Annotated in this window: 21 protein-coding genes; 10 read left to right on the top strand and 11 right to left on the bottom strand. The window is 67.6% G+C overall.

Going from position 1 to position 19,597, the window contains the following annotated elements:
- Positions 1-39 precede the first annotated feature (39 nt).
- Together M0R88_RS11115 and M0R88_RS11110 are read left to right on the top strand one after the other, a co-directional pair.
- Positions 40-651 carry a winged helix-turn-helix transcriptional regulator gene (locus M0R88_RS11115; RefSeq protein WP_248653579.1) on the top strand — a complete coding sequence of 204 codons (612 nt, stop codon included), beginning with the start codon at positions 40-42 and terminating at the stop codon, positions 649-651.
- Between the two features lie 31 nt (positions 652-682).
- Positions 683-1,552 (top strand): NAD-dependent epimerase/dehydratase family protein, encoded by an 870-nt coding sequence (locus M0R88_RS11110; protein ID WP_248653578.1) that lies wholly within the window; start codon positions 683-685, stop codon positions 1,550-1,552.
- 194 nt (positions 1,553-1,746) lie between these two features.
- On the opposite strand, the gene M0R88_RS11105 is transcribed toward M0R88_RS11110, so the two are convergent.
- On the bottom strand, positions 1,747-1,989 hold the full coding sequence (locus M0R88_RS11105) for a DUF7123 family protein (RefSeq protein WP_248649076.1): 243 nt from the start codon (positions 1,987-1,989) through the stop codon (positions 1,747-1,749).
- A gap of 424 nt (positions 1,990-2,413) precedes the next feature.
- Between M0R88_RS11105 and M0R88_RS11100 the strand changes: the two genes are divergently transcribed.
- Together M0R88_RS11100 and M0R88_RS11095 are read left to right on the top strand one after the other, a co-directional pair.
- Positions 2,414-4,258 (top strand): flippase-like domain-containing protein, encoded by a 1,845-nt coding sequence (locus M0R88_RS11100; protein WP_248653577.1) that lies wholly within the window; start codon positions 2,414-2,416, stop codon positions 4,256-4,258.
- A gap of 75 nt (positions 4,259-4,333) precedes the next feature.
- Positions 4,334-4,723 carry an SHOCT domain-containing protein gene (locus M0R88_RS11095; RefSeq protein ID WP_248653576.1) on the top strand — a complete coding sequence of 130 codons (390 nt, stop codon included), beginning with the start codon at positions 4,334-4,336 and terminating at the stop codon, positions 4,721-4,723.
- A 67-nt stretch (positions 4,724-4,790) separates the two neighbouring features.
- On the opposite strand, the gene yjjX is transcribed toward M0R88_RS11095, so the two are convergent.
- Complete coding sequence (gene yjjX / locus M0R88_RS11090; RefSeq protein ID WP_248653575.1) at positions 4,791-5,309, bottom strand: inosine/xanthosine triphosphatase; 519 nt, start codon at positions 5,307-5,309, stop codon at positions 4,791-4,793.
- Positions 5,310-5,406: 97 nt separating this feature from the next.
- Here yjjX and M0R88_RS11085 point away from each other — a divergent pair, with 97 nt between their 5' ends.
- Entirely contained in the window at positions 5,407-5,904 is a 498-nt protein-coding gene (locus M0R88_RS11085) for a hypothetical protein (protein ID WP_248653574.1), read from the top strand.
- A 54-nt stretch (positions 5,905-5,958) separates the two neighbouring features.
- On the opposite strand, the gene M0R88_RS11080 is transcribed toward M0R88_RS11085, so the two are convergent.
- A complete protein-coding gene (locus M0R88_RS11080) occupies positions 5,959-6,744 on the bottom strand; it encodes a helical backbone metal receptor (protein ID WP_248653573.1) in 786 nt (261 codons plus the stop codon).
- Positions 6,745-7,001: 257 nt separating this feature from the next.
- Between M0R88_RS11080 and M0R88_RS11075 the strand changes: the two genes are divergently transcribed.
- Positions 7,002-7,970: a transcription initiation factor IIB gene (locus tag M0R88_RS11075; RefSeq protein ID WP_248653572.1), complete on the top strand. Its 969-nt coding sequence runs from the start codon at positions 7,002-7,004 to the stop codon at positions 7,968-7,970.
- Between the two features lie 135 nt (positions 7,971-8,105).
- On the top strand, positions 8,106-9,137 hold the full coding sequence (locus tag M0R88_RS11070) for a DNA-methyltransferase (RefSeq protein ID WP_248653571.1): 1,032 nt from the start codon (positions 8,106-8,108) through the stop codon (positions 9,135-9,137).
- 28 nt (positions 9,138-9,165) lie between these two features.
- Here M0R88_RS11070 and M0R88_RS11065 read toward each other — a convergent pair whose 3' ends face one another.
- Positions 9,166-9,384: a hypothetical protein gene (locus M0R88_RS11065; RefSeq protein ID WP_248653570.1), complete on the bottom strand. Its 219-nt coding sequence runs from the start codon at positions 9,382-9,384 to the stop codon at positions 9,166-9,168.
- 226 nt (positions 9,385-9,610) lie between these two features.
- Between M0R88_RS11065 and M0R88_RS11060 the strand changes: the two genes are divergently transcribed.
- Positions 9,611-10,282, top strand: coding sequence for a type I 3-dehydroquinate dehydratase (locus tag M0R88_RS11060; RefSeq protein ID WP_248653569.1), 672 nt, complete (start codon positions 9,611-9,613; stop codon positions 10,280-10,282).
- A gap of 9 nt (positions 10,283-10,291) precedes the next feature.
- Here M0R88_RS11060 and M0R88_RS11055 read toward each other — a convergent pair whose 3' ends face one another.
- Both M0R88_RS11055 and M0R88_RS11050 read right to left on the bottom strand, forming a co-directional pair.
- Positions 10,292-10,597, bottom strand: a complete 306-nt coding sequence (locus M0R88_RS11055) for an ArsR/SmtB family transcription factor (protein WP_248653568.1) — start codon at positions 10,595-10,597, stop codon at positions 10,292-10,294.
- Positions 10,584-11,306 (bottom strand): hypothetical protein, encoded by a 723-nt coding sequence (locus M0R88_RS11050; RefSeq protein WP_248653567.1) that lies wholly within the window; start codon positions 11,304-11,306, stop codon positions 10,584-10,586. Before M0R88_RS11050 ends, M0R88_RS11055 begins: the two co-directional genes overlap by 14 nt.
- 253 nt (positions 11,307-11,559) lie before the next feature.
- Here M0R88_RS11050 and M0R88_RS11045 point away from each other — a divergent pair, with 253 nt between their 5' ends.
- Positions 11,560-12,012, top strand: a complete 453-nt coding sequence (locus M0R88_RS11045; RefSeq protein WP_248653566.1) for a zinc ribbon domain-containing protein — start codon at positions 11,560-11,562, stop codon at positions 12,010-12,012.
- A 44-nt stretch (positions 12,013-12,056) separates the two neighbouring features.
- On the opposite strand, the gene M0R88_RS11040 is transcribed toward M0R88_RS11045, so the two are convergent.
- The 4 genes from M0R88_RS11040 to M0R88_RS11025 all read right to left on the bottom strand — a co-directional run bounded on the left by M0R88_RS11040 (position 12,057) and on the right by M0R88_RS11025 (position 17,761).
- Positions 12,057-13,223 carry a 3-dehydroquinate synthase II gene (locus M0R88_RS11040; RefSeq protein WP_248653565.1) on the bottom strand — a complete coding sequence of 389 codons (1,167 nt, stop codon included), beginning with the start codon at positions 13,221-13,223 and terminating at the stop codon, positions 12,057-12,059.
- 144 nt (positions 13,224-13,367) lie between these two features.
- Positions 13,368-14,402, bottom strand: a complete 1,035-nt coding sequence (locus M0R88_RS11035; protein ID WP_248653564.1) for a hypothetical protein — start codon at positions 14,400-14,402, stop codon at positions 13,368-13,370.
- Positions 14,403-14,641: 239 nt separating this feature from the next.
- Positions 14,642-17,029, bottom strand: a complete 2,388-nt coding sequence (ppsA, locus tag M0R88_RS11030) for a phosphoenolpyruvate synthase (protein WP_248653563.1) — start codon at positions 17,027-17,029, stop codon at positions 14,642-14,644.
- Between the two features lie 489 nt (positions 17,030-17,518).
- Entirely contained in the window at positions 17,519-17,761 is a 243-nt protein-coding gene (locus tag M0R88_RS11025; protein ID WP_248653562.1) for a DUF8593 domain-containing protein, read from the bottom strand.
- A 103-nt stretch (positions 17,762-17,864) separates the two neighbouring features.
- Here M0R88_RS11025 and M0R88_RS11020 point away from each other — a divergent pair, with 103 nt between their 5' ends.
- Entirely contained in the window at positions 17,865-18,578 is a 714-nt protein-coding gene (locus tag M0R88_RS11020; RefSeq protein WP_248653561.1) for a class I SAM-dependent methyltransferase, read from the top strand.
- Positions 18,579-18,764: 186 nt separating this feature from the next.
- Here the strand turns inward: M0R88_RS11020 and M0R88_RS11015 are convergent, their stop codons facing one another.
- Entirely contained in the window at positions 18,765-19,559 is a 795-nt protein-coding gene (locus M0R88_RS11015; RefSeq protein WP_248653560.1) for a DUF7001 family protein, read from the bottom strand.
- Positions 19,560-19,597: the final 38 nt, after the last annotated feature.

Below are 19,597 nucleotides of genomic sequence, written 5' to 3'. Positions count from 1 at the left end.
AAGGTGTTTTAATCCTCCACGCCGACCCTTCTATCGTAGATGGTTGAGCGCTCCGAAGTGGATGAAAATAAGCGGGCGACGCTCCGACGGTTCGCGGTCTTGGGGGCCGCGACGCCGTTGGCTTCGTTCCGCGCCGAGGCCGACAGCGGCGAGAGCGAAGCCCGAGACGCGATTGCGGGCTACGTCGCGACGACGCCGGGCGCGCACTTCTCGAAGGTCCGTGACGACTTGAAACTGGGGACGGGGGAGGCACAGCATCACCTCCGACAGCTCCTCGACGCGGGCGTCGTCGAGAGCCGACGAGACGGTGACTACCGCCGGTTCTACCCGGCAGAACAGTTCTCCTCGTTCGAACAGGTCGCACTGGGCTACCTCCGCCGGGACACCCCGCGGGGGATGCTCGTCGAGTTACTGCGCGACCCCTCGGCGACCGGTAGCGACCTCGCCGACGCGCTGGACGTGTCGAGACCGACGGTGAGCAAGTACGCCGCCGACCTCGAAGACGCCGGGCTGTTGGACCGCGAGGACGGCTACGCGGTCCGGAACCCGGAGACGATTATCACCCTGTTAGTCCGGTACGCCGACTCGTTCGGCGAGACCGCCGCGGCGTTCGCGGCCGAAGCGGACGGGTTCATCTCGTTCGACCCGTAGTTTTTCGGTCGCTCGCGGTCCGTCTTCTCTCATGGACACCGTGGCAGTCACCGGCGGGAACGGCGAGTTGGGAACCGCCCTCCTCTCGGCGCTCGCGGACCGGGGCTATCGCACCGTCAACTTGAGCAGAGGCGACCGACGGGAGACGGTCGCCGACCGGTACCTCCGCACCGACCTGCTGGACCCCGGCGAGGTGTACGGGTCGCTCGCTCGCGCGGACCCCGACGCCGTGGCCCACTTCGGGACGATTCCGCGCCCGGACGAGACGCCCGGTCACGTCACCTTTCGGAGCAACGCCCAGACGCCGTATCACGTCCTCGAAGCCGCCCAGAGCCTCGAAATCGAGACGGTGGTACTCGCGTCTAGCCTCTCGGCGATGGGCGCGGGCTTCGAGGACGAGGTGCGCGTCGAGTATCTGCCCGTGGACGAGACCCATCCGCTGACGCCCTCGAACCCCTACGGTCTCGGCAAGCAGGTCGCGGAAGTTGTCGCCGACGGGTTCGGCCGCAGGGAGGGCGCGCCGACCACCGTCGCGTCGCTCCGGTTCCCGCTCGTGACGACCGACGAGGAGCTACGGACCGTCTTCGCGGAGGCCGACCGCTCGCTGGCCGGAATTCGAGACGCCGGGTTCTTCGAGAAGGCGCGCAAGACGCTGTTCGCGTACCTCCACCTCGCGGACGCCGCGGACCTCGCGGTCCGGGCGCTGGAGGCGGAGTTCGCGGGCCACGAAGTGTTCTTCGGGGCCGCAGAGGGCACGACGGTCGAAGCGCCGAGTGCGGAACTGGCGGAGCTGTACGACGCCGAGGTCCGCCGGTCGTTCGAGGGGTACGAACGGCTAATCGACGCGGGCAAGGCCGAGCAGTGGCTCGACTGGTCGGCCGACAGGTCGTGGCGCGAGTGAAGCATCGGGAGTCGAAGACGGCGAAAAAACGGGGTCGGACGGCGGAAAACCCACTCCCCGAGCACGTGCCAGCAGCGTTTGCGTCTCGGGCGTAGCGTCGCTTTGCGACGGTCGCTTCTCGGTCGCCTCGCGGCGTCACGGAGCGAGGTTCGTCGTCGCTCGGCGTTACGTCGCGGGCGTCGCGTCGTGGTCTATCAGGTCGTGACCTTCCACGTCGTGGACGAGGAGTAGCCCCACTTCTCTACGTCCACGTCGAACTCGCCCTCGGCGATGGCGGTCATGTTCGCACCGACCTCCTTGGCGGTCATGCCGAGTTCGTCGCCGATGAGTCGGGACTTGAAGTACGTCTTCATCTGGCCCTTCTCTCGGAGGTACTGGAGGATGCGCTGTTGTTTGTCGGTCAGGGTGGTCGTGCCAGCAGTTGCGGTCGTGCTCATGCCTTACTCACTCCTTGGACGGAAACCGCCTTAGGGGATTTGGTACGTGGAGTTAACACCACGCCCTCTTGCGTTTTCATCCTGATTTTACTTGAACTAAACCACCCCCGAAGGGACTGTTGGTACGGCTGGTTAATCTGGAGTTTCCAGAGAACGTTCCGCCGACTCGCTGCGAGCGAGCGGTCGAACGCCGCCGACCTTCGACGGACTGCGACGACCGACCGACGGCCGACCGGTGGCCGACGCTCCGATTTCGCTCGCCGGTAAGCCCGGATTACCGAGCGTAACGACGGCTCGACTCACTTCCACGGGAGCTTTTCTCCGTGAACGAGCGTGAACGACGACCCAAGGCCCGGCCTACGGACGTGTACTCGCCGGAACGGAGCAGAAGGTACTTACGAGGGTGGACAGACTATCTTCGATAATGAGCGGCCGTGGAGTCGAGGTGAGCGTCGTCCTTCCCGCCTACAACGAGGAGGCGACCATCGAGAACACTGTCGAGACGACGCTCGCCACGCTAGACGAATTCCTCCCCTCCGGGACCTTCGAAGTCATCGTCGCCGAGGACGGGTGCGAGGACCGAACGCCCGAAATCGCCGACCGGATGGCGGCCGAAGACGAGCGAGTCCGCCACTACCACAGCGACGAGCGGTTGGGCCGGGGAGGAGCATTGAATCGTGCCTTCGAGGCCGCGGACGGCGAGACGTTGGTGTACTTCGACACCGACCTCGCCACCGACATGCGCCACCTCGAAGAACTGGTCGAGAGCGTCCGGTCGGGCGAGTACGAGTTCGCCACCGGGTCGCGCTGGATGCCCGGCGAGGAGGCTAGTAGACCCGCGAAACGCGACGTAGCGAGTCGGGGGTTCAACGGACTGACACGGACCTTTCTCGGGTCGAAGATGCGCGACCATCAGTGCGGGTTCAAGGCCTTCGACCGGACCGCGCTGTTCGACGTACTGAACGAGGTCGAGGACGAACACTGGTTCTGGGACACCGAAGTCCTCGTGCGCGCACAGCGCCGGGGCTACGACATCAAGGAGTTCGCGGTCGATTGGGAACCGAAGGGCGACTCGAAGGTCGATATCGTCCGGGACGTGTTCGGGATGGGAAGCCAAATCATGCGCTGTTGGTGGGAGTTCACGGTCCAACCGCGCATCACCAAGCGCGTCTCCATCGCGGCGGGCATCTTCATGACCGTCGTCGCGGTCCTCCTGATGAGCCGGTACCTCCCGCTGAACGAGGTTCTAAATCGGATGAGTCAGGCCGACCCGATGCTGGTCGGTCTCGCCGCGCTGGTCTACGTGATTTCGTGGCCCCTGCGCGGGACGCGCTATCGCGACATCCTCGAAGAACTGGGGTACACCGAGGACGCGGACTTCCTGACGGGGGCGATATTCGTCAGTCAGACCGGCAACCTCGTGTTCCCCGCCCGAGCGGGTGACGCGGTTCGAGCCTACGTCGTGAAGGCCCGCCGGTCGATTCCCTACCCGACCGGCTTCGCCTCGCTGGCGGTCGAGCGCGTCTTCGACCTGCTGACCATCACGATGCTCGCGGGCGTCGTCCTGCTGGGCCTCGCGCTGACGGGCGCGACCGGCGGTCTCGAATCGACGCTGTTCGGGTCGGCTCCCTCGGGGGGCGAATCCGCCAGCAAGTACGGCGCGGCCGGACAGACCGCCCTCTACGTCGCGGGCGGCGTCGGACTCGCGGCCATCCTCGCGGTCGGGGCTATCGTGCTGAGCGCCCGGTCGGACCGCAACCTCGTCCGCGGGGTCGTCTCGGGACTCAGCAACGACTCGTACGCCGACTACGTGACCGGCGTCATCGAGCGGTTCACCGGCGACGTCCAGACCGTCGCGGGCAACCGGAGCGCCTTCCTCACCGTCGGCGCGTCGAGTCTCGCCATCTGGACGCTCGACGTGCTGACCGCGCTGCTCGTCCTGACCGCGTTCCCGAGCGTCTCGCTCCCGATTCCGATGCTCGTGGCGGTGTGTTTCTTCGCGGTCAGCGTGGGCAACCTCGCCAAGGTCCTGCCGCTGTCGCCCGGCGGCGTCGGTCTGTACGAGGGTGCCTTCACCCTGCTCGTGGTCGGCCTGACGCCCATCGGTTGGAGCATCGCGCTGGGCGCGGCCATCCTCGACCACGCCGTGAAGAACATTATAACGCTCGTCGGCGGCGTCGCTTCGATGTTCTGGCTAAACGTCTCGCTCACGACCGCGGTCGAGGAGAGCAAGGACGCGCGGGCCGCCGCGGAACCGACCGACGACTGACGCCCCGCGGTTCGTTCTTCGGCGTCCGCTCCAGCAGTCACAATAATTATCATTCCTTCTCGACAACAGCGGAGCATGTCCAGCAATCTGCCGGGACTCCTTTCCGGTCTCGTCGCGGTGGCGACGCTTCCGCTCGGCATCCTCGTCGCGCTCTTCGCGGGTCCGAAGATGGCGGCGGTGGTCTTCGTCGTCGGATGGTTACTGCTCGTGCCGACGATTGCGCTGGTCGGCGAGGAAATACTGCCCGCCGTTCGGGAGTCGAGCGACGCGGAGAACGCCGAGAACGCGACGCCGGACCCGCTGGCCGAACTCAAGGCGCGGTACGCTCGCGGGGAACTCACCGACGAGGAGTTCGAGCGCCGAATGAGCAATCTGGTCGAGACCGAAGACGTGACGCTCGACCGCGACCGTGACCTCGACTTCGAGCAGGTCGGCAAGCAGAAGCCCGAGCGCGTCCGCGAGTGAGGTTTCACCGACCCCGCTCGGTCGTCACCGGCCGACGCCTACTCGGTCGTCGCCCGTCGAAACCCGCTCAGTCGTACAGTTCGGTCACGAACGGGCCGAGCGCGCCGGCCAACGCCTGTTTCAGGGCACCCTCGCGGTCGATGACGTGGCCGGTCAGCGCGCCCGCCGCGCCCTGCTTCTTCGCCACGTTCTCCATGTCCAGTACGTCGTCCATCACCGGACCCAGCTCTTCGCCGTCGCGGACCCGGCCCGCGATGGACTCGGGGAGGCGGAGTCGCGGGCCGGCACCGTGGCCGACTCGCTCGCCGTCGGTCGCGGCCGCCCACATTATCAAGAAGAGTCCGTCGGTGCCCTCGACGTCGGCGACGCCGCCCTCCAGTCCGACGCCGAGGTCGTAGTCGCCCGCGTCGAGGACGTTCCGAGCGCGGTTCTCCGCCCCTGCGACGGTCTCGCGCTCGCCGACCGGTTGCTCGCTCACGCCCGACTCGACGGCGACCGACTCGACGACCGTGCCGGGGAAGTCGGTCAGGGCGGACTCGGTTGCGGCGCACTTCACGGGATTGGTGCTTCCGACGCCGACTCGCATGTGCGGGGGGAGACGCTCGGCCGACTTGGCGGTTGCGCTCCGGTGGCGGAGCGCGCCGGACACCAATGCTCTTTAGAAAACGGACACATCGTCCGATATGGACAACGGAACCGCCTTCGCCGCCGGACTCACGGCGACGACCGGACTGGCGTTCGTCGCGGCCGCCGTCCACTCGTTGCGACCGAACAGTCCCGTTCGGGGCTGGTTCGGCGTCGAACCGGCGAACGATGCCGCGGTCCGGTCGAACGCCGCCGTTGCCGTGGCGAGCGGCGTCGGACTGGTAGCGCTCGCGGTGGCGGTCGGTGCCGGCGTCTCGGAGCGAGTCATCGGAACCGCGTCCGTCCTCGTCGGAGCCAGCGCGTGCGTGACGCTCGGGTGGTCGATTCGGTACCGCGACCGTCGGGAACTCCTGACGACGCCCGACGCGAGTCGGAAGACGGCCCGCCGACCGGGGGCGTCGGCGATGCTCTGTGGCTTCCTCGTCCTCCCGCTCGCGCCGGCCATCTGGTTCGGCGCGAGCGCCGCCCTCGTCGTCGGTCTCGCGGTCGGCGGGGCGCTCGGCGGTCTCGTCGCCGTCGGACTCGCGTACCGGTAGTCGGTCGAAGACTCGACGAAGCGAACGCCGTCCTCGCGGAAGCGAGGGTCGTCCTCACGCGTCGAACGCGTCGGGATGCAGGAGGGCGGCGAGTCGTTCGACGCCCTCCACGAGGCGCGGACTCGGCTGGTTCAGCAGCGAGTCGTCCACGACGTGGACGTCGTCGCGAGCTATCGCCGAGAGGTCCCAGTCGCGGTCGGTGACGGTCTCGGGGTCCGCGCAGGCCCCGTGGCCGCAGACGTGGATGACGACGTGGTCCGGGTCGGCGGTCTCGACCTCGGTCGCCGAGACCTCGCGGGAGCGCTCGCCGGGGTCGAGGAACGGGTAGCGTCCGCCCGCGACCTCGACCACTTCGGGCACCCAGTTGCCCGCGACCATCGGGGGTTCGGACCACTCCTCGCAGTAGACCACGGGCCGGGCGTCCGAACCGTCGCCCTCGTCCGGGACGCGCCGCCGAACGCGGTCGAGGCGTGTTCGGGCACGCTCGGCGAGCGCCTCGCCCTCGTCGGGCAGGCCCACCGCCGCGCCGAGGTCGGCTAAGGATTCGACCACCTCCGACAACGTGGTCGGTGCGGCGTGGAACACGTCGTAGCCGCGGTCGCGCAGGTCGGCGGTCACGTCGGCCTGCAAGTCGTCGGCGGTCAACACGAGGTCCGGGTCCCGGTCGGCGACGGCGTCGTAGTCGGGGTTGAGCCACCCGCCGACTGCGGGGACCTCGGTCTCGCAGTGGTAGGTCGCGCCGACGAGGCGGTCGGTCGCACCGAGCGCCCGCAGGGTCTCGGTCGCGCTCGGAGCCAGAGAGACGACTCGGGCCGCAACGCGGTCGGTCTGAACTGCCATCGCCGGGTGCTTCGAAGCCCGGTAGGTTAAATCGTCCGCCACCGCGCTCGAACCCGGAAGGGAGGATTTAAATTTTCTTCCGGCCGACCGAGACCGGCGTCTCAGCCGGGTATGTGTACCGTTCACGATACCCGCCAAATCCAATTCCGAAAATACTAAATACCTTTCGGAAGTAGCGAAAGCTAAGGAATTGAGGCCGGGTTTTTCAGGTTCTCCCTGCCCGGTAGCCCGCGCCATCTCCGCAACGAGGAGCCATCATGTCAGACGTAACTACGCGAGTCAAGCGAACCGACGCAGAGGAAGAGGTCGAAGAGGAATCCGAGCAGTCTACCGCCTGCCCCGAGTGCAACGGTAACCTCATCTCGGACACCGAACACGGCGAGACCGTCTGCGAGGAGTGCGGTCTGGTCGTGGACGAAGACCAAGTCGATCGCGGCCCCGAGTGGCGCGCGTTCGACTCGAAAGAGAAGAACGAGAAGAGCCGGGTCGGTGCGCCGACGACCAACACGATGCACGACAAGGGTCTCTCGACCAACATCGACTGGCGGAACAAGGACGCCTACGGCAACTCGCTGGGGTCCCGCCAGCGCGAGAAGATGCAACGCCTGCGCAAGTGGAACGAGCGGTTCCGCACCCGCGACTCCAAGGAGCGCAATCTCAAGCAGGCGCTCGGCGAAATCGACCGCATGGCCTCCGCGCTCGGCCTGCCGAACAACGTCCGGGAGACCGCCTCGGTCATCTACCGCCGCGCGCTCGACGAGGACCTCCTGCCCGGGCGCTCCATCGAGGGCGTCTCGACGGCCTGCGTCTACGCCGCGGCGCGACAGGCGGGCGTCCCGCGAAGTCTGGACGAAATCGCCGACGTGAGTCGGGTCGAGAAGAGCGAGGTCGCCCGGACGTACCGCTACGTGGTCCGGGAACTCAACCTCGAAGTCAAGCCCGCCGACCCCGAGAGCTACGTCCCGCGGTTCGCCTCCGGACTCGACCTCTCTGACGAGGCCGAACACCGCGCCCGCGAACTGCTCAAGACGGCCAAGGAAAAGGGCGTCCACAGCGGCAAGTCGCCGGTCGGTCTCGCCGCGGCCGCCGTCTACGCCGCCGCGCTCCTGACCAACGAGAAGACCACGCAGGCCGAGGTCAGCGAGGTCGCCGACATCAGCGAGGTCACCATCCGCAACCGCTACCACGAACTGCTGGAGGCCGAAGAGGCCCCCGCGATGGCCTGACGCTTCGGTCGCCCGACACCCGCCGTCGCCCCGACGACGATTCGCCGTCGTACCGATTTACCCCACCTTTCTAGTTACACACCGTTTCGAACCGAAAGAGAATTGTACGGCACCCAGAGACGCCTTACAGAGCGGATGGAAACCGAACACCGGATTCACGTCGGCGACGCCCGCGAGATGACGGCGCTGGACGACGACTCCGTCGAACTCGTCGTGACCTCGCCGCCGTATCCCATGATCGCGATGTGGGACGACCTGTTTGCGGAGTTGGACGACGAGATAGCGGACCTGCTGGCCGACGGCGACGGCGAGGCCGCCTTCGAGGCGATGCACGCCGCGCTGAACCCGGTCTGGGACGAACTCTCGCGCGTCCTCGTCGAGGGCGGCGTCGCCGCGGTCAACGTCGGGGACGCCACCAGAAGCGTCGGCGACGGCTTCCAACTCTACCCGAACCACGCCGAACTCATCACCAGATTCCGCGAACGGGGCTTCGACCTCCTGCCGGACGTACTGTGGCGCAAGCCGGTCAACAGTCTCACGAAGTTCATGGGGTCGGGGATGGTGCCGCCCAACGCCTACGCGACCCTCGAACACGAGTACGTCCTCCTCTTCCGAAACGGGGACGAGCGCCGGTCGTTCGAGACCGGTGCCGAGCGCCGCTACGAGGCCGCCTACTTCTGGGAGGAGCGCAACGACTGGTTCTCGGACCTCTGGACCGACGTGCAGGGTGAAGGGCAACGACTGGACCACGACGACCTCCGGACGCGCTCGGCGGCGTTCCCCTTCGAGGTCCCCTACCGACTCGTCAACATGTACTCGGTGTACGGCGACACGGTGCTGGACCCCTTCTGGGGCACCGGCACCACTAGTCTCGCCGCGATGGTCGCCGGGCGCGACTCGGTGGGCTACGAACTCAGCACGGAGTTCCGCGAGGTGTTCGACGACCGCCTCGCAAAAATCGAAGCGTTCGCCGACGAGAAGGCCGGCGAGCGCCTCGATTCCCACCGGGAGTTCGCCGAGGGTCGGGACCTCGGCTACGAGGCCGAGAACTACGACTTCCGGGTCAAGACGAAGCAGGAACGCCAGTTGCAGTTGTACACGATCGAGAGCTACGAACGCGACGGCGACTGCTACCGGGTCTCCCACGAGGCTTTCGGCGGAGAATAACCGCCGTCACCCAATGCGACGCGAGATTCTACTCTTCAGTGAGAATTTGTTCTCCGTCCGCCGTCACGCGCCACGGCTTCCCACGACCGTCTACGGCCACTAGCCCCTCGTCCTGAAGTTCCTGAAGCCGTTCCTGAATTCGCTCGCGCTCGTCGTTGTAGTAGTTGTCCCCGTAGTCCGGCGAATGGGTGAACTGCGTCTCGTCGTCGTCAACGAGCCGCTGGTGGACGTGTCTGAGTTCCGGCACGTCGGTGCCGTCAACCGCTTCGAGGACGAGTCGCTGTTCGTCGCTCAGGTCGCGTCGGTCGTCGGTGAATCACCGTCCCGAACTTCTCACGTCGATCTGATAAGAATTTCCCGTCCACTGTTCTCGGTTTCCGGAGTCGGTTGCGCGAGGACCGAAACGTCATCGCGCCGAGTCCCGGTTCCGACCGACGAGTACACTTTTCCACGCCCGCGACACACGTCCACGCATGAACTTCGAGGAGTTCGTCCTCGCCGCCAGTCTCGCCGACCTCGACGCCGAGACGGACGCCCGCGCCCACGCCGACGCCGTGGAGTTCCGGATGGACCTCGCCAGCGACCCGCTCGCCACGCTCGGGGAGTACGACGGCGAACTGCCCGTCCTCGCTACCAACCGCGCGGTCTGGGAGGGCGGCGAGGCCGAGGACGACGAGGCCCGCCTCGCCGAGTTGGCCGAAGCCGCGGAACTGGCCTGCGTCGGCGCGGTGGACGTGGAACTGGAGAGCCTCACCGCGGGCGAGGGCGAGCGAGTCGCCGAGCGCGCGCGCCGGGCCGGTACCCGAGTCGTCGCGTCGGTCCACGATTTCGAGCGCACGCCGCCGAAGCCGGACCTGCGTGAGGACCTCGAAACCGCCACCCGACTCGCCGACGTGGGGAAACTCGCGGTCACGGCCGAGAGTCGGAGCGACGTGCTGGACCTGCTCGCCATCACCCGCGAGTTCGACGCTGCGGGCGAGCGGGTGGCGACGATGGCGATGGGCGCGCCCGGACGCCACTCGCGGGCGGTCGCGCCGCTCTACGGGTCGAAAATCGGCTACGCGCCGGTCGCGCCCGAGGACGCGACCGCGCCGGGCCAGTACGACCTCGAAACGCTGGCGCGGTTGGTGGACGACCTGTCGTGAGCGGGCGGTTCAGGCGAGTCGCGCCAGCGGATTCGCGTCGAGGACGAGCGCGCCCACGGTGACGCCCTCGTCGGTGAGCAGGTAGCCCTCCGGCGTCTTCTCGACCAGCGAACCGCGGAGTTGCCCGAGGTGGTAGTTGAACCGACCGGCGTCGCGCGCGCCGACGCGACCCCGGAGTTCCGAGAACGAGAGGCAGGCGTCGTCCGATTTCTCGAAGCGCCGTTCGGCGAGCGCGCGAACGATGTCGAGGCGCGTCTCGTCGCTCAGCAGCCCGAACACTCGCGCGAGGTCCGCGGCGCTCTCACCGGTCGCCATCGAGGACCACCTCGTCGATCTCGACCGCGGAGACCGTCGGGCCGCCCGCCTCGTCGCGGGTCCACGTCAGGACCGGCCGGACGGCGTACGTCTCGTCGGCGGCGTCGAACCGGAGCTGCGCGACGTCTCCGGAGGCGAGGCGGGTGTTCACCTGCCTGCGAGCGCCGCCGTCGAATCGGTTCGCCTGGGTGACCGTCTTCCCCTGCCGGACCGCGACGACCTCCACGTCGATGCCCTCGGGACCGGTCCGGAGGTTCACCCGGAGCGGCACGCGGTACTCGGAGGCGTCGTCGAGGAAGTCGAATTCGAGCGTGGCGTCTTCGGCGCGCTCTAACTCGCTGACATCGCCGAAGTCGCCGGGGTCCGAGGCCGATTCGCTGCCGACGCTCAACGACGACTCGATGGTGTCGTACACCCGGTTCTGAATCTGGGATTCGAGGTCCTCGGCGAGGGCGTCCCACCGGTCGCGGCGGCCGCCCTCGCGGCCCGAGCGTCGTCGCGTGTCCGACGGCGGTCGCTGGTCGGGCCGGTCCATCGCGTCGTCCGCCGCCCGGTTTCTCGTCGCTTCCCGGCCGGAATCCGGGGCCGTGTCGCGCCGCAGTCCCCGGTGAAGCACGTCCTCCCACGAGAGGTCGAGGTCCTGTTTTCGACGTTTCATCCGCTCGAAGACCTCGTCGTCGTCCACGGTGATGCGTATCTCTCGGCTCACGGTGTGAGTTGACTTCTCGAATATATTTAAATCTTTCTCCGAAAACTCACATTCGACTCACAAAGAGTTGGCGTCGGTGGCGTGACCGAAGCGTTCGACTCGGTTCGGTCGCTCGGTGCGACGAATCGGTCGTGAGAACCGGCCAACCGTCGAGGCTGCTCCCCCGAGGTGATAAAACGAATCAACTATATTGAGGCCTCTCTCGGGCGTGAGGGGACAGCATTTATTAACGTCGGTCGGTTAGCGCCGAGTAGTGACTCGTTCCAACTCCCAGAAGCGTCCGTGGCTGGGCGCGCTACTGTCGTTCTTCCTCCCCGGACTCGGGCACGTCTACATCCGGGAGTGGCTCCGCTCGGCGATGTGGTTCGCGTTCATGGTCAGCGCCGTGTTGCTGTTCGTCCCGCTCCCGGAGACGGCGACGACGGCCTCGGGCAGTATGTCGGCCGCGTTCGACGCCGCGATGGAGGCGACGCAGGGGCTGAGTTGGCAGGAGATGCTCCCCATCTGGGTCGTGCGCCTGTTCAGCGCCGTCGATGCCTACTGGCTAGCGCTGCAGAGCGACCCCGAGCAGGAGGAAGGCGAACAGTGCCCTCACTGCGGCAAGCCCGTGGACGAGGAATTGGACTTCTGTCAGTGGTGTACGACGCCCCTGCCCGAGCGCGAGGGTCCCAACGGACCGACCGAAGGCAACGTGATTTCCCGGTGAATCCGACGCGTTCGCGGTAGAATAGGTGGACGCGACCGAGCGCGCTACTTCTCGATGATGCTCTCCTCGACCGCCTCGCCGAAGTGCCGAGCGCCGCCCTCGCGGTAGACCAGCAGTTCGTCGCCCGCTTCGAGGTCGGTGACGGCCTTGCGGCCCTCGCCGGTGGCGATCTTGATGGTCTCGGCGTTCTGGAGGAGCGTCTCCACGCGGTCGCCGTCCTCGAACTCGGCGACGACGCGGAACATCGGGCGCTTCTCTATCTTCACGCGGCCGACCGTCGCCTCGCGGGTGTGCCCGTCGGTGTCCACGACTTGCACCGTGTCGCCCGACTGGAGTTCCGAGAGGTACTTCGTGCCGCCGTCCGGCGTCCGGACGTAGGCGTGGACCGCGCCCGCGTTGACGCGGAACGGCCGGGAGGCGACGTACGGCGATTCGGCGGTCTCGGCGTGGACGAAGAAGAGGCCCCGCGACATCGACCCGACGAGCATCCCCTCGTCGTGGTCCATCAGGCTCCCCGTATCGACGCAGACCCGGTCGGCGCTCCCGGTCCGCTCGACTGTCTTCACCTCGGCCCACTCGAAGTCCACGCTCTCGCGTTCGGCCTCGTCGCGGACCTCGACCGTCCGGCGAATCTCGTCGGGGTCGTCGCTGTCGAGCAACACCGCGTCGCTCCCGATTTCCAGCGTCTCGAACGCGGTCTTGGCCTCCGCCGCCGAGGTGACGCCCGCGACGAGTTCGGTCTCCTCGCCGATGCGCGCGATGAGGTTCTCCAGCGGGATGATGGTCCAGTCCTCGCCGACGACGACGGTGTAGTCGGCCTCCGTGGCCGCTTCCTCGGCGAACGCCTCGTAGTCCTCGTTCAGAATCCGGACGTACGCGCCGTTCGCCCGGTCGTCGTCGCGCCGGAGCGTCGAGAGGTCCGCCGACCCCGAGAAGTCGTTGGGGAGGTCCACGGTCCCGTCGCCCTCTCCGTTCTTGCCGACGACGTAGGCGTCGGCCTCGGCCTGCGACTCGGCCTCGTCGATTACCTGCGCGTCGCCGTCGGAGAACGCCGCGACGTTCACGTTGCCGAGTTCGCGCACTCGACCCACGTCGTCGGCGTCTACCAGCACCCAATCGACGCCCGCTTCGAGTCCCGCCGTGATTCGCTTGCGGCGGTCGTCCCAGTCGCCGACCGCGTCGTCGGCCTTGAGCCAGACAGAGCGTGTCATAATTGCAGGCTTGCATCGTGACGGCTTGAACGTGGCGGATGTGTCGAATCGTGCGACGGTGCGAATCGATTCGACTCGTCGGAGCGTCCGGCGCTCGTCACGCTGTAGGTGATACGAGAGAAAGGAACTCGTCGAAAGCCCGTCTCAGCTCTCGGCGGTCGTCGTCCCCGTCGCCGTCGCGTTCCCCGCGGTCGTGGTCGTCGTCTCCGCCGGCACCGTCGTCGTCGCGTTCTCGGTGGTCGTGGTCGCCGGTCGGGTCGTCGGCGGGGTCGCGGCACCGACCCACGTCGGGCGCTCGACCGACGCGTTACCGACCTCGGTCAACTCGAACTCGTAGTGGATTCTGGTCTCGTTGTCGCCCCGGTAGGTCGCGGTCAGCGACAGCGAGCGGACCCGGCCCGCCGCGTCCACCCGGACCGTCGATTCGAGGTCGGTGTAGTTCGCGGCGGCGACCGGTTCCGTCGCGCGCAGGACCGTGACCGTCCGGTTTCCGGTCCGCTCGGTCTCGACGCGCCGGTAGTCCCCGGCGGTCAGCGCGAGTTCGAGGAGCCACGACTGGCTGACCTGCGAGTCGAGGTCCGCCCGCGGGAGGTGGGCCCACGTCTCGTCGGCCACGTTCCCGCCCGAGCGATTGTAACGTCTGAGTTCGGTCCGGTTCTCGCCGTGGTACCGGACGACCACGGCCGTCTCGTTCGCCCAGAGGTCGGTGGCCGTCGAGGAGGTCCCCCCGTCGAACTGCCGGACGCTGTTGGAGTGGACGACCAGCGGCGAGAGGCCCTCGCCGACGCTCCCGTACTGGAGCGTCCACTGGCTGGCGGGCCCGACCGAGACGTTCGCCCGGAACCGGAACGCGAAGCTGGTGTTGTTCAGCGCGCGCTTGTGTGCGCCGACCAGCGTCTCGGCGTCGGCGACGCCCGTGGCGTTGACGCCCGGCGGGAGCGAGGCGTTCGCCGTCGAGTCGTTCGTCGCGCGGTTCGCGGTGGTCGTGTTCGCCGCCGTCGCGTTCGCCGGGGTGCCGTCCGTCCCCGTGTCGTTCGCGGCGGGGGTGGTCGTCGGCGAATCGATTGTCGGCGATGCCGTCGATGTCGCGGTCGTGTCCGTCGGCGCGGAACCGCCGGCCGTGCATCCGGCGAGGACGACGAGGACCACGACGACGAGCGCGACGCTTCGTGACGCCATTTGCTTCGTCTCCGACGCCCGAACCCATAAACAGACGGCATCGTGCCGCCACGTTTTCCGGATTAGCAACCAGTTATGGGGCCTAAGTACCACCTACCCCGCCGCCGTCCCCGGAATCGGAGCGCATCGGTGAACGGCTCGCAACGAAACGGTCGCCGCGAACCGTTCGCGGCGACGGGTTCCCGCGGCGGTCGGCGCGCGGAGTCGGTCGGGGGACCGGGGAAGGGAACCGAGGTCGGTCAGCGCACCGAGTCCAGAAGCAGGCTCTGTTCGACGCGCTTGACCTCGTGTTGCACGTCGCGGACCGCGTCGATGTTGGCCGAGATGGAGCTGATGCCCTCGTCCACGAGGTGCTGGACCATCTTGGGCTTCGAGCCGGCCTGTCCGCAGATGGAGGTGTCAACGTCGTGTTCGCGGCAGACAGCGATGGTCTGGCTGATGAGTTGCAGCACCGAGGGGTGGAGTTCGTCGAACCGGTCGGCGACGTTCCCGTTGTTCCGGTCCACGGCGAGCGTGTACTGGGTCAGGTCGTTCGTGCCGAACGACGCGAAGTCGATGCCCTGCTCGGCCATCTGCTCGACGCCGAGCGCCGAGGCGGGGGTCTCTATCATCACGCCCCACGTCCGCTTGTCGGGGTCGATGCCCGACTCTTCGAGCAGGTTGCGCGCCCGAATCACGTCCTCGGCGTCGTTGACCAGCGGGAACATGATTTCGACGTTGTCGTAGCCCATCTCGTAGAGGCGGGCGAACGCTTCGAGTTCGTGTTTGAACACCTCCGGCCGGTCGAGGCTCCGGCGGATGCCCCGGTAGCCCAGCATCGGGTTGTGTTCGTCGGGTTCGTCCTCGCCGCCCTGCAACTGGCGGAACTCGTCGGTGGGCGCGTCGAGGGTCCGGACGCGGACCGGGCGGGGGTAGAACTCGTCGGCGACGCCCCGGACGCCCTCCACGATTTCGTTGACGTAGGCGTCCACGCCGTGGTCCTCCAGATACTTCGCGGGCGTCTTGTTCGTGGACAGAATCATGTGTTCCATCCGGAGCAGGCCCACGCCGTCCGCGCCCGTGGCGGCGGCGCGCTCTGCGGCCTCCGGGATGGAGACGTTGACCTTCACCTCGGTCGCGGTCATCGGCTTGACGGGCGTCTTCGGGCGGGCCTCCTCGATGGGTTCCCGTTCCTCGGTGGTCTCCTTGCGGCCCTCGGTGATGGTGCCCTTGTCGCCGTCGATGGTGATGCGCTGGTCGTCGGTCAGCGTCGTCGTGGCGTCGGTACAGCCGACGACCGCGGGGACGCCGAGTTCGCGCGAGACGATGGCGGCGTGGGAGGTCATGCCGCCCTCGTCGGTGGCGATGCCCGCCGCGCGTTTCATCGCGGGCACCATGTCGGGCGTCGTCATCTCGGTGACGATGATGTCGCCCTCGCTCACCTTGTCGAGTTGGTCGAGTTGGTCCACGATGCGGACCGCGCCCGAGGCGATGCCGGGACTCGCGCCGAGACCCGAGACGAGCACGTCGCCGTCGTCGCTCGCGCCCGCTCCGCTACTCGCGCCGCCGGCGGTCTCGACCGCGCCGCTCCCGTCGGCGATGCCGTCCGCGCTCGCACCGCCCGCGTTCGCGCCGGGTCCGCCTGTGTCCGCGCTCGCGCCGTTGGCGCTCGCGCCGTCGTCGGTCTCGATTTCGGTCTCGCCGTCGTCGATGGTCGTGATGGGCCGGGACTGGAGCATGAAGACCTCGCCGTCCACGACGGCCCACTCGACGTCCTGCGGATTTCCGTAGTGGTCTTCGACGCGCTCGCCGAGTTCCACGAGGCGCTCGATGTCGCGCTCGTCAAGCACTTGGGCCTCGCGCAGGTCGTCGGGGACCTCGCGCTCGACCGTCTCGCCGGTCGCCTCGTCTTTCTCCATCATCGTCTTCTTGTCGGCGATGGTGACCTCCTCGACCGCGCCCGACTCGCGGTCCACGACGTAGTTGTCCGGGGAGACCGACCCGGAGACGACCGCCTCGCCGAGACCCCACGCGGCCTCGATGATGATCTGGGACGCCCCCGTCGAAGGGTGGCTGGTGAACATCACGCCGGACTTCTCGGCGTCCACCATCCGCTGGACGACGACCGCGATGTCCACCTTGTCGTGGGCGAAGCCCTTCTCCTGTCGATAGTAGATAGCGCGTTGCGTGAACAGCGACGCCCAGCACCGCTTGACGCGGTCCACGAGGTCCTCGCGGGTGACGTTGAGGAACGTCTCCTGTTGGCCCGCGAACGAGGCGTCCGGGAGGTCCTCGGCGGTCGCCGACGAGCGGACGGCCACGAAGTCGTCGCCGTCTCCCATCTCGTCGTACGAGTCGTAGATCTCCTGGCGAATCTCCTCGGGCATCTCGGTTTCGAGAACGAGTTCCTTGGCCCGAGACTGGGCCTCCGCGAGCGCCTTCGAGTCCTCCGTGTCCACGTCCACGGTCTCGAACAGTTCCTCGTCGATTCCCGTCTCCTCGATGAACGAGCGGTAGGTGCCGGCCGAAACCACGAACCCCGAAGGGACCGGCAGGCCAGCGCCGGTGAGTTCCCCCAGCGACGCGCCCTTCCCGCCGACCAGTTCGAGGTCGTCCGCGGTGATTTCGTCCAGCCAGAGTACAGCCATTGGTGCATGTGGGAGAACAAGAAGGCGAATAAAGAATGTTCCGACCGGTTAGCGTCCTGAATATTAACTCGTAACCGGATTTGGTTTTGAGCCGTCGAATTTGGGGCGCGCTCGGTCCGACGGCCGACGGTGGTCTCGAAGTGACGCCGACCGCGAGCAGACGCAGGCGGAGAAGTTCGGGGCGCAGTTGGTGTGCGGTTGCGGTGGCGTGCGGTCCGATTGGCGTCGGCATTAGGTCGCGTTGCAGATGCTGTGGCAGTGCGGTCTCGGTCGGCGGTCGCAGTGCGTCGGGGACTGCAGTCCAGTGCGTCGCGGTCACGGTCTGACGAGAGGCGGCAACTGCTCGCGGTGCAGTCGCCCGGACCCGCACCCAGACGAGCCGACGGCTACCGACGAAAGCAGCCCAAATACTCGTCAAATAACGATATAGACACGGCAAAGAAACGTCTATGATTCCGAACTGGCGAAAATCCGCGGCGATTCGACCGACTACGCTTCGACGTCGAGGACGAGTCGGTCCTCCGTGATGTCGGCGACGCTCTCGTCGTGGACCGCGTAGGTCCGCTCGTCGATACCACCCTGCGGCAGTCGGGTCTGCATCTCCTCGACGGTCTCCTCGTCGGCGCTGACGCGGGCCGCGCCGTGGTGAATCTCGGTCACGGTTCCGACCTTCTGTCCCTCGGCGTCCACGACCGTCTTGTCCACGTCGTCTTCGGTAATCGCGACTGTCATGCCGACAGGCTACGACGGTTCCGTCCTTGAGCGCAACGGCCGCGAAACTACGTTTCGCGTCCCGGCCTCAGACGTTTAGTTCTCGGCTGTCGTACAGTCCGACATGTCACGCGACGCGACCGCGGCGGCACAGCAGTTCTACGGCCGGTGGGCCGACTTCTACGACTTCCTCGCGCGCTCGACGCCCGGTCTCGGGGACCTCCGAGCGCGCGCGGCCGACGCGCTCGCGCTCGACCCCGGCGACACCGTGGTCGAGATGGGATGCGGCACGGGCGCGAACTTCCCGCACCTCCGCGAGCGCGTCGGCCCGACCGGCCGGGTCGTCGGCGTGGACTTCACGCAAGGGATGTTGGGCCGGGCCCGCGACCGCATCGAGCGCGAGGACTGGCGCAACGTCCACTGCGTCCGAGCCGACGCCACCGAAATCGAGTTCCGCGAAGCTCCGGACGCCATCCTCGCTACCTTCGTCGTCGGGATGCTCGCCGACCCCGCCGCCGAAGTCGAGCGGTGGGCCGACCGCCTCGCGCCCGGCGGCCGGCTCGCGCTGCTGGACGCGGCCCAGACGACGCGCTGGTTCGGTTGGCCGGTGAATCGAGCGTTCCGCGGCCTCGTCGTCGCCTCGTCGCCGAGCGGGACCGAAGCCTACGACGCCCCGCCGTGGACGGTGCTGGACGACCGCGTGGCGGCGGCGAGACGAGCGCTCAGAGCGCGCGCCGACGAGACGACCCACAGCGAACACGCGCTGGGCGTCGTCCGGATTACGGGCGGCCGCGTGGCTCGACGAGGACGTTCCGCCAGAAGGGTCCAGTTTGGGTAGTGGTAGGGGATACCAGCCCCGGACGACAGACACTGACTGCCAGAGTCGCGTGTCGTCACTTCGATAGTGGTGCGCGGGCCGAATAAATCGGTCGTATCAGACACCGCGGTCTGTCAGACCGCCTCGATGCTGGTGGCTGGCCTCCGAATCGCTCGGTCGGTCGGACGAAATCCGTCCGGTCTCGCGCTACCCGTACCGCTCCGCGTGGTCCTCGCAGAACGCGGGGTCGCGGAGTTGGGCCTCGACCACGCCCGGTTGGCGGTGCGGATTCGAGAGCCGACACCCCGACTCCTCGCAGAACCCCTCGCCGGTCAGCCAGCAGTGGACCGCCTGCAGGACGTAACCCTTCAGCGCCTCGGTGGTCCGGGGGTCTTCGGCCACCAGAAACTCGCCCTCGACTTCGTTCTCCAGCACCTCGCGGGGCGGCGCGTCGCCCGAGACGAGCGCGTGCTTCTGCTTCTCCTCGTAATACTGCTCGGGCTTGGCGGGCGCTTCGTAGAGCCCCGGCACCGAGACGAGCGCCGGCTGACCGAGGACGTTCACGCGCTTGTGCCACCGACCGTCGTGGTCGCCCCACGTCCCTACGGCCCGGTCCAACAGCGCGACGTGGAGGTGGTCGAGGGTGCGCTCGTCCTCGGGAATCGCGGCGTTGAGCGCGCGCTGGACCGCCACGCCGTCGTAGAGGACGCCTCCCTCCCGCTCGGGGTGGTCGAGCGCGCGCTCCTCGTACCGGACGACGCCGAGCATCGCGTTGCCGGTCTCGCGCTCGTACGGCGAGAGGACCCGCGCCTCGGCGAACCGCTCGGCGAGGGCTTCGGTGGCGGCGTCGTCGTTCCGATGGACGTCCAGAAAGCGGTCGCGGACTCGGACTTCGGGGTCGCCGTCGTCACCGTCAGGGAGTCGGCCGCGGAGCCAATCGGCGATTGCTTCGGCGTCCGCGACGGCGGAAGGTGTGCGGTAGACAGTCACCGTCTCGGCCATATTCTCGGGTTGTACCACTGGGGAAACGTGTTGCGGTT

The sequence above is a fragment of the Halorussus gelatinilyticus genome, assembly GCF_023238445.1.
Taxonomy (GTDB): Archaea; Halobacteriota; Halobacteria; order Halobacteriales; family Haladaptataceae; genus Halorussus; species Halorussus gelatinilyticus.
Note: the sequence above shows the minus strand (reverse complement) of the source record. Positions and strands in the feature narration are given on the sequence as shown.

Excerpts from the sequence above, each read along its gene's own strand:
- M0R88_RS11115 (WP_248653579.1), top strand. The coding sequence starts at position 40 with ATGGTTGAGCGCTCCGAAGTGGATGAAAATAAGCGGGCGACGCTCCGA.
- M0R88_RS11110 (WP_248653578.1), top strand. The coding sequence starts at position 683 with ATGGACACCGTGGCAGTCACCGGCGGGAACGGCGAGTTGGGAACCGCC.
- M0R88_RS11105 (WP_248649076.1), bottom strand. The coding sequence starts at position 1,989 with ATGAGCACGACCGCAACTGCTGGCACGACCACCCTGACCGACAAACAA.
- M0R88_RS11100 (WP_248653577.1), top strand. The coding sequence starts at position 2,414 with ATGAGCGGCCGTGGAGTCGAGGTGAGCGTCGTCCTTCCCGCCTACAAC.
- M0R88_RS11095 (WP_248653576.1), top strand. The coding sequence starts at position 4,334 with ATGTCCAGCAATCTGCCGGGACTCCTTTCCGGTCTCGTCGCGGTGGCG.
- yjjX (WP_248653575.1), bottom strand. The coding sequence starts at position 5,309 with ATGCGAGTCGGCGTCGGAAGCACCAATCCCGTGAAGTGCGCCGCAACC.
- M0R88_RS11085 (WP_248653574.1), top strand. The coding sequence starts at position 5,407 with ATGGACAACGGAACCGCCTTCGCCGCCGGACTCACGGCGACGACCGGA.
- M0R88_RS11080 (WP_248653573.1), bottom strand. The coding sequence starts at position 6,744 with ATGGCAGTTCAGACCGACCGCGTTGCGGCCCGAGTCGTCTCTCTGGCT.
- M0R88_RS11075 (WP_248653572.1), top strand. The coding sequence starts at position 7,002 with ATGTCAGACGTAACTACGCGAGTCAAGCGAACCGACGCAGAGGAAGAG.
- M0R88_RS11070 (WP_248653571.1), top strand. The coding sequence starts at position 8,106 with ATGGAAACCGAACACCGGATTCACGTCGGCGACGCCCGCGAGATGACG.
- M0R88_RS11060 (WP_248653569.1), top strand. The coding sequence starts at position 9,611 with ATGAACTTCGAGGAGTTCGTCCTCGCCGCCAGTCTCGCCGACCTCGAC.
- M0R88_RS11055 (WP_248653568.1), bottom strand. The coding sequence starts at position 10,597 with ATGGCGACCGGTGAGAGCGCCGCGGACCTCGCGCGAGTGTTCGGGCTG.
- M0R88_RS11040 (WP_248653565.1), bottom strand. The coding sequence starts at position 13,223 with ATGACACGCTCTGTCTGGCTCAAGGCCGACGACGCGGTCGGCGACTGG.
- M0R88_RS11035 (WP_248653564.1), bottom strand. The coding sequence starts at position 14,402 with ATGGCGTCACGAAGCGTCGCGCTCGTCGTCGTGGTCCTCGTCGTCCTC.
- ppsA (WP_248653563.1), bottom strand. The coding sequence starts at position 17,029 with ATGGCTGTACTCTGGCTGGACGAAATCACCGCGGACGACCTCGAACTG.
- M0R88_RS11025 (WP_248653562.1), bottom strand. The coding sequence starts at position 17,761 with ATGACAGTCGCGATTACCGAAGACGACGTGGACAAGACGGTCGTGGAC.
- M0R88_RS11020 (WP_248653561.1), top strand. The coding sequence starts at position 17,865 with ATGTCACGCGACGCGACCGCGGCGGCACAGCAGTTCTACGGCCGGTGG.
- M0R88_RS11015 (WP_248653560.1), bottom strand. The coding sequence starts at position 19,559 with ATGGCCGAGACGGTGACTGTCTACCGCACACCTTCCGCCGTCGCGGAC.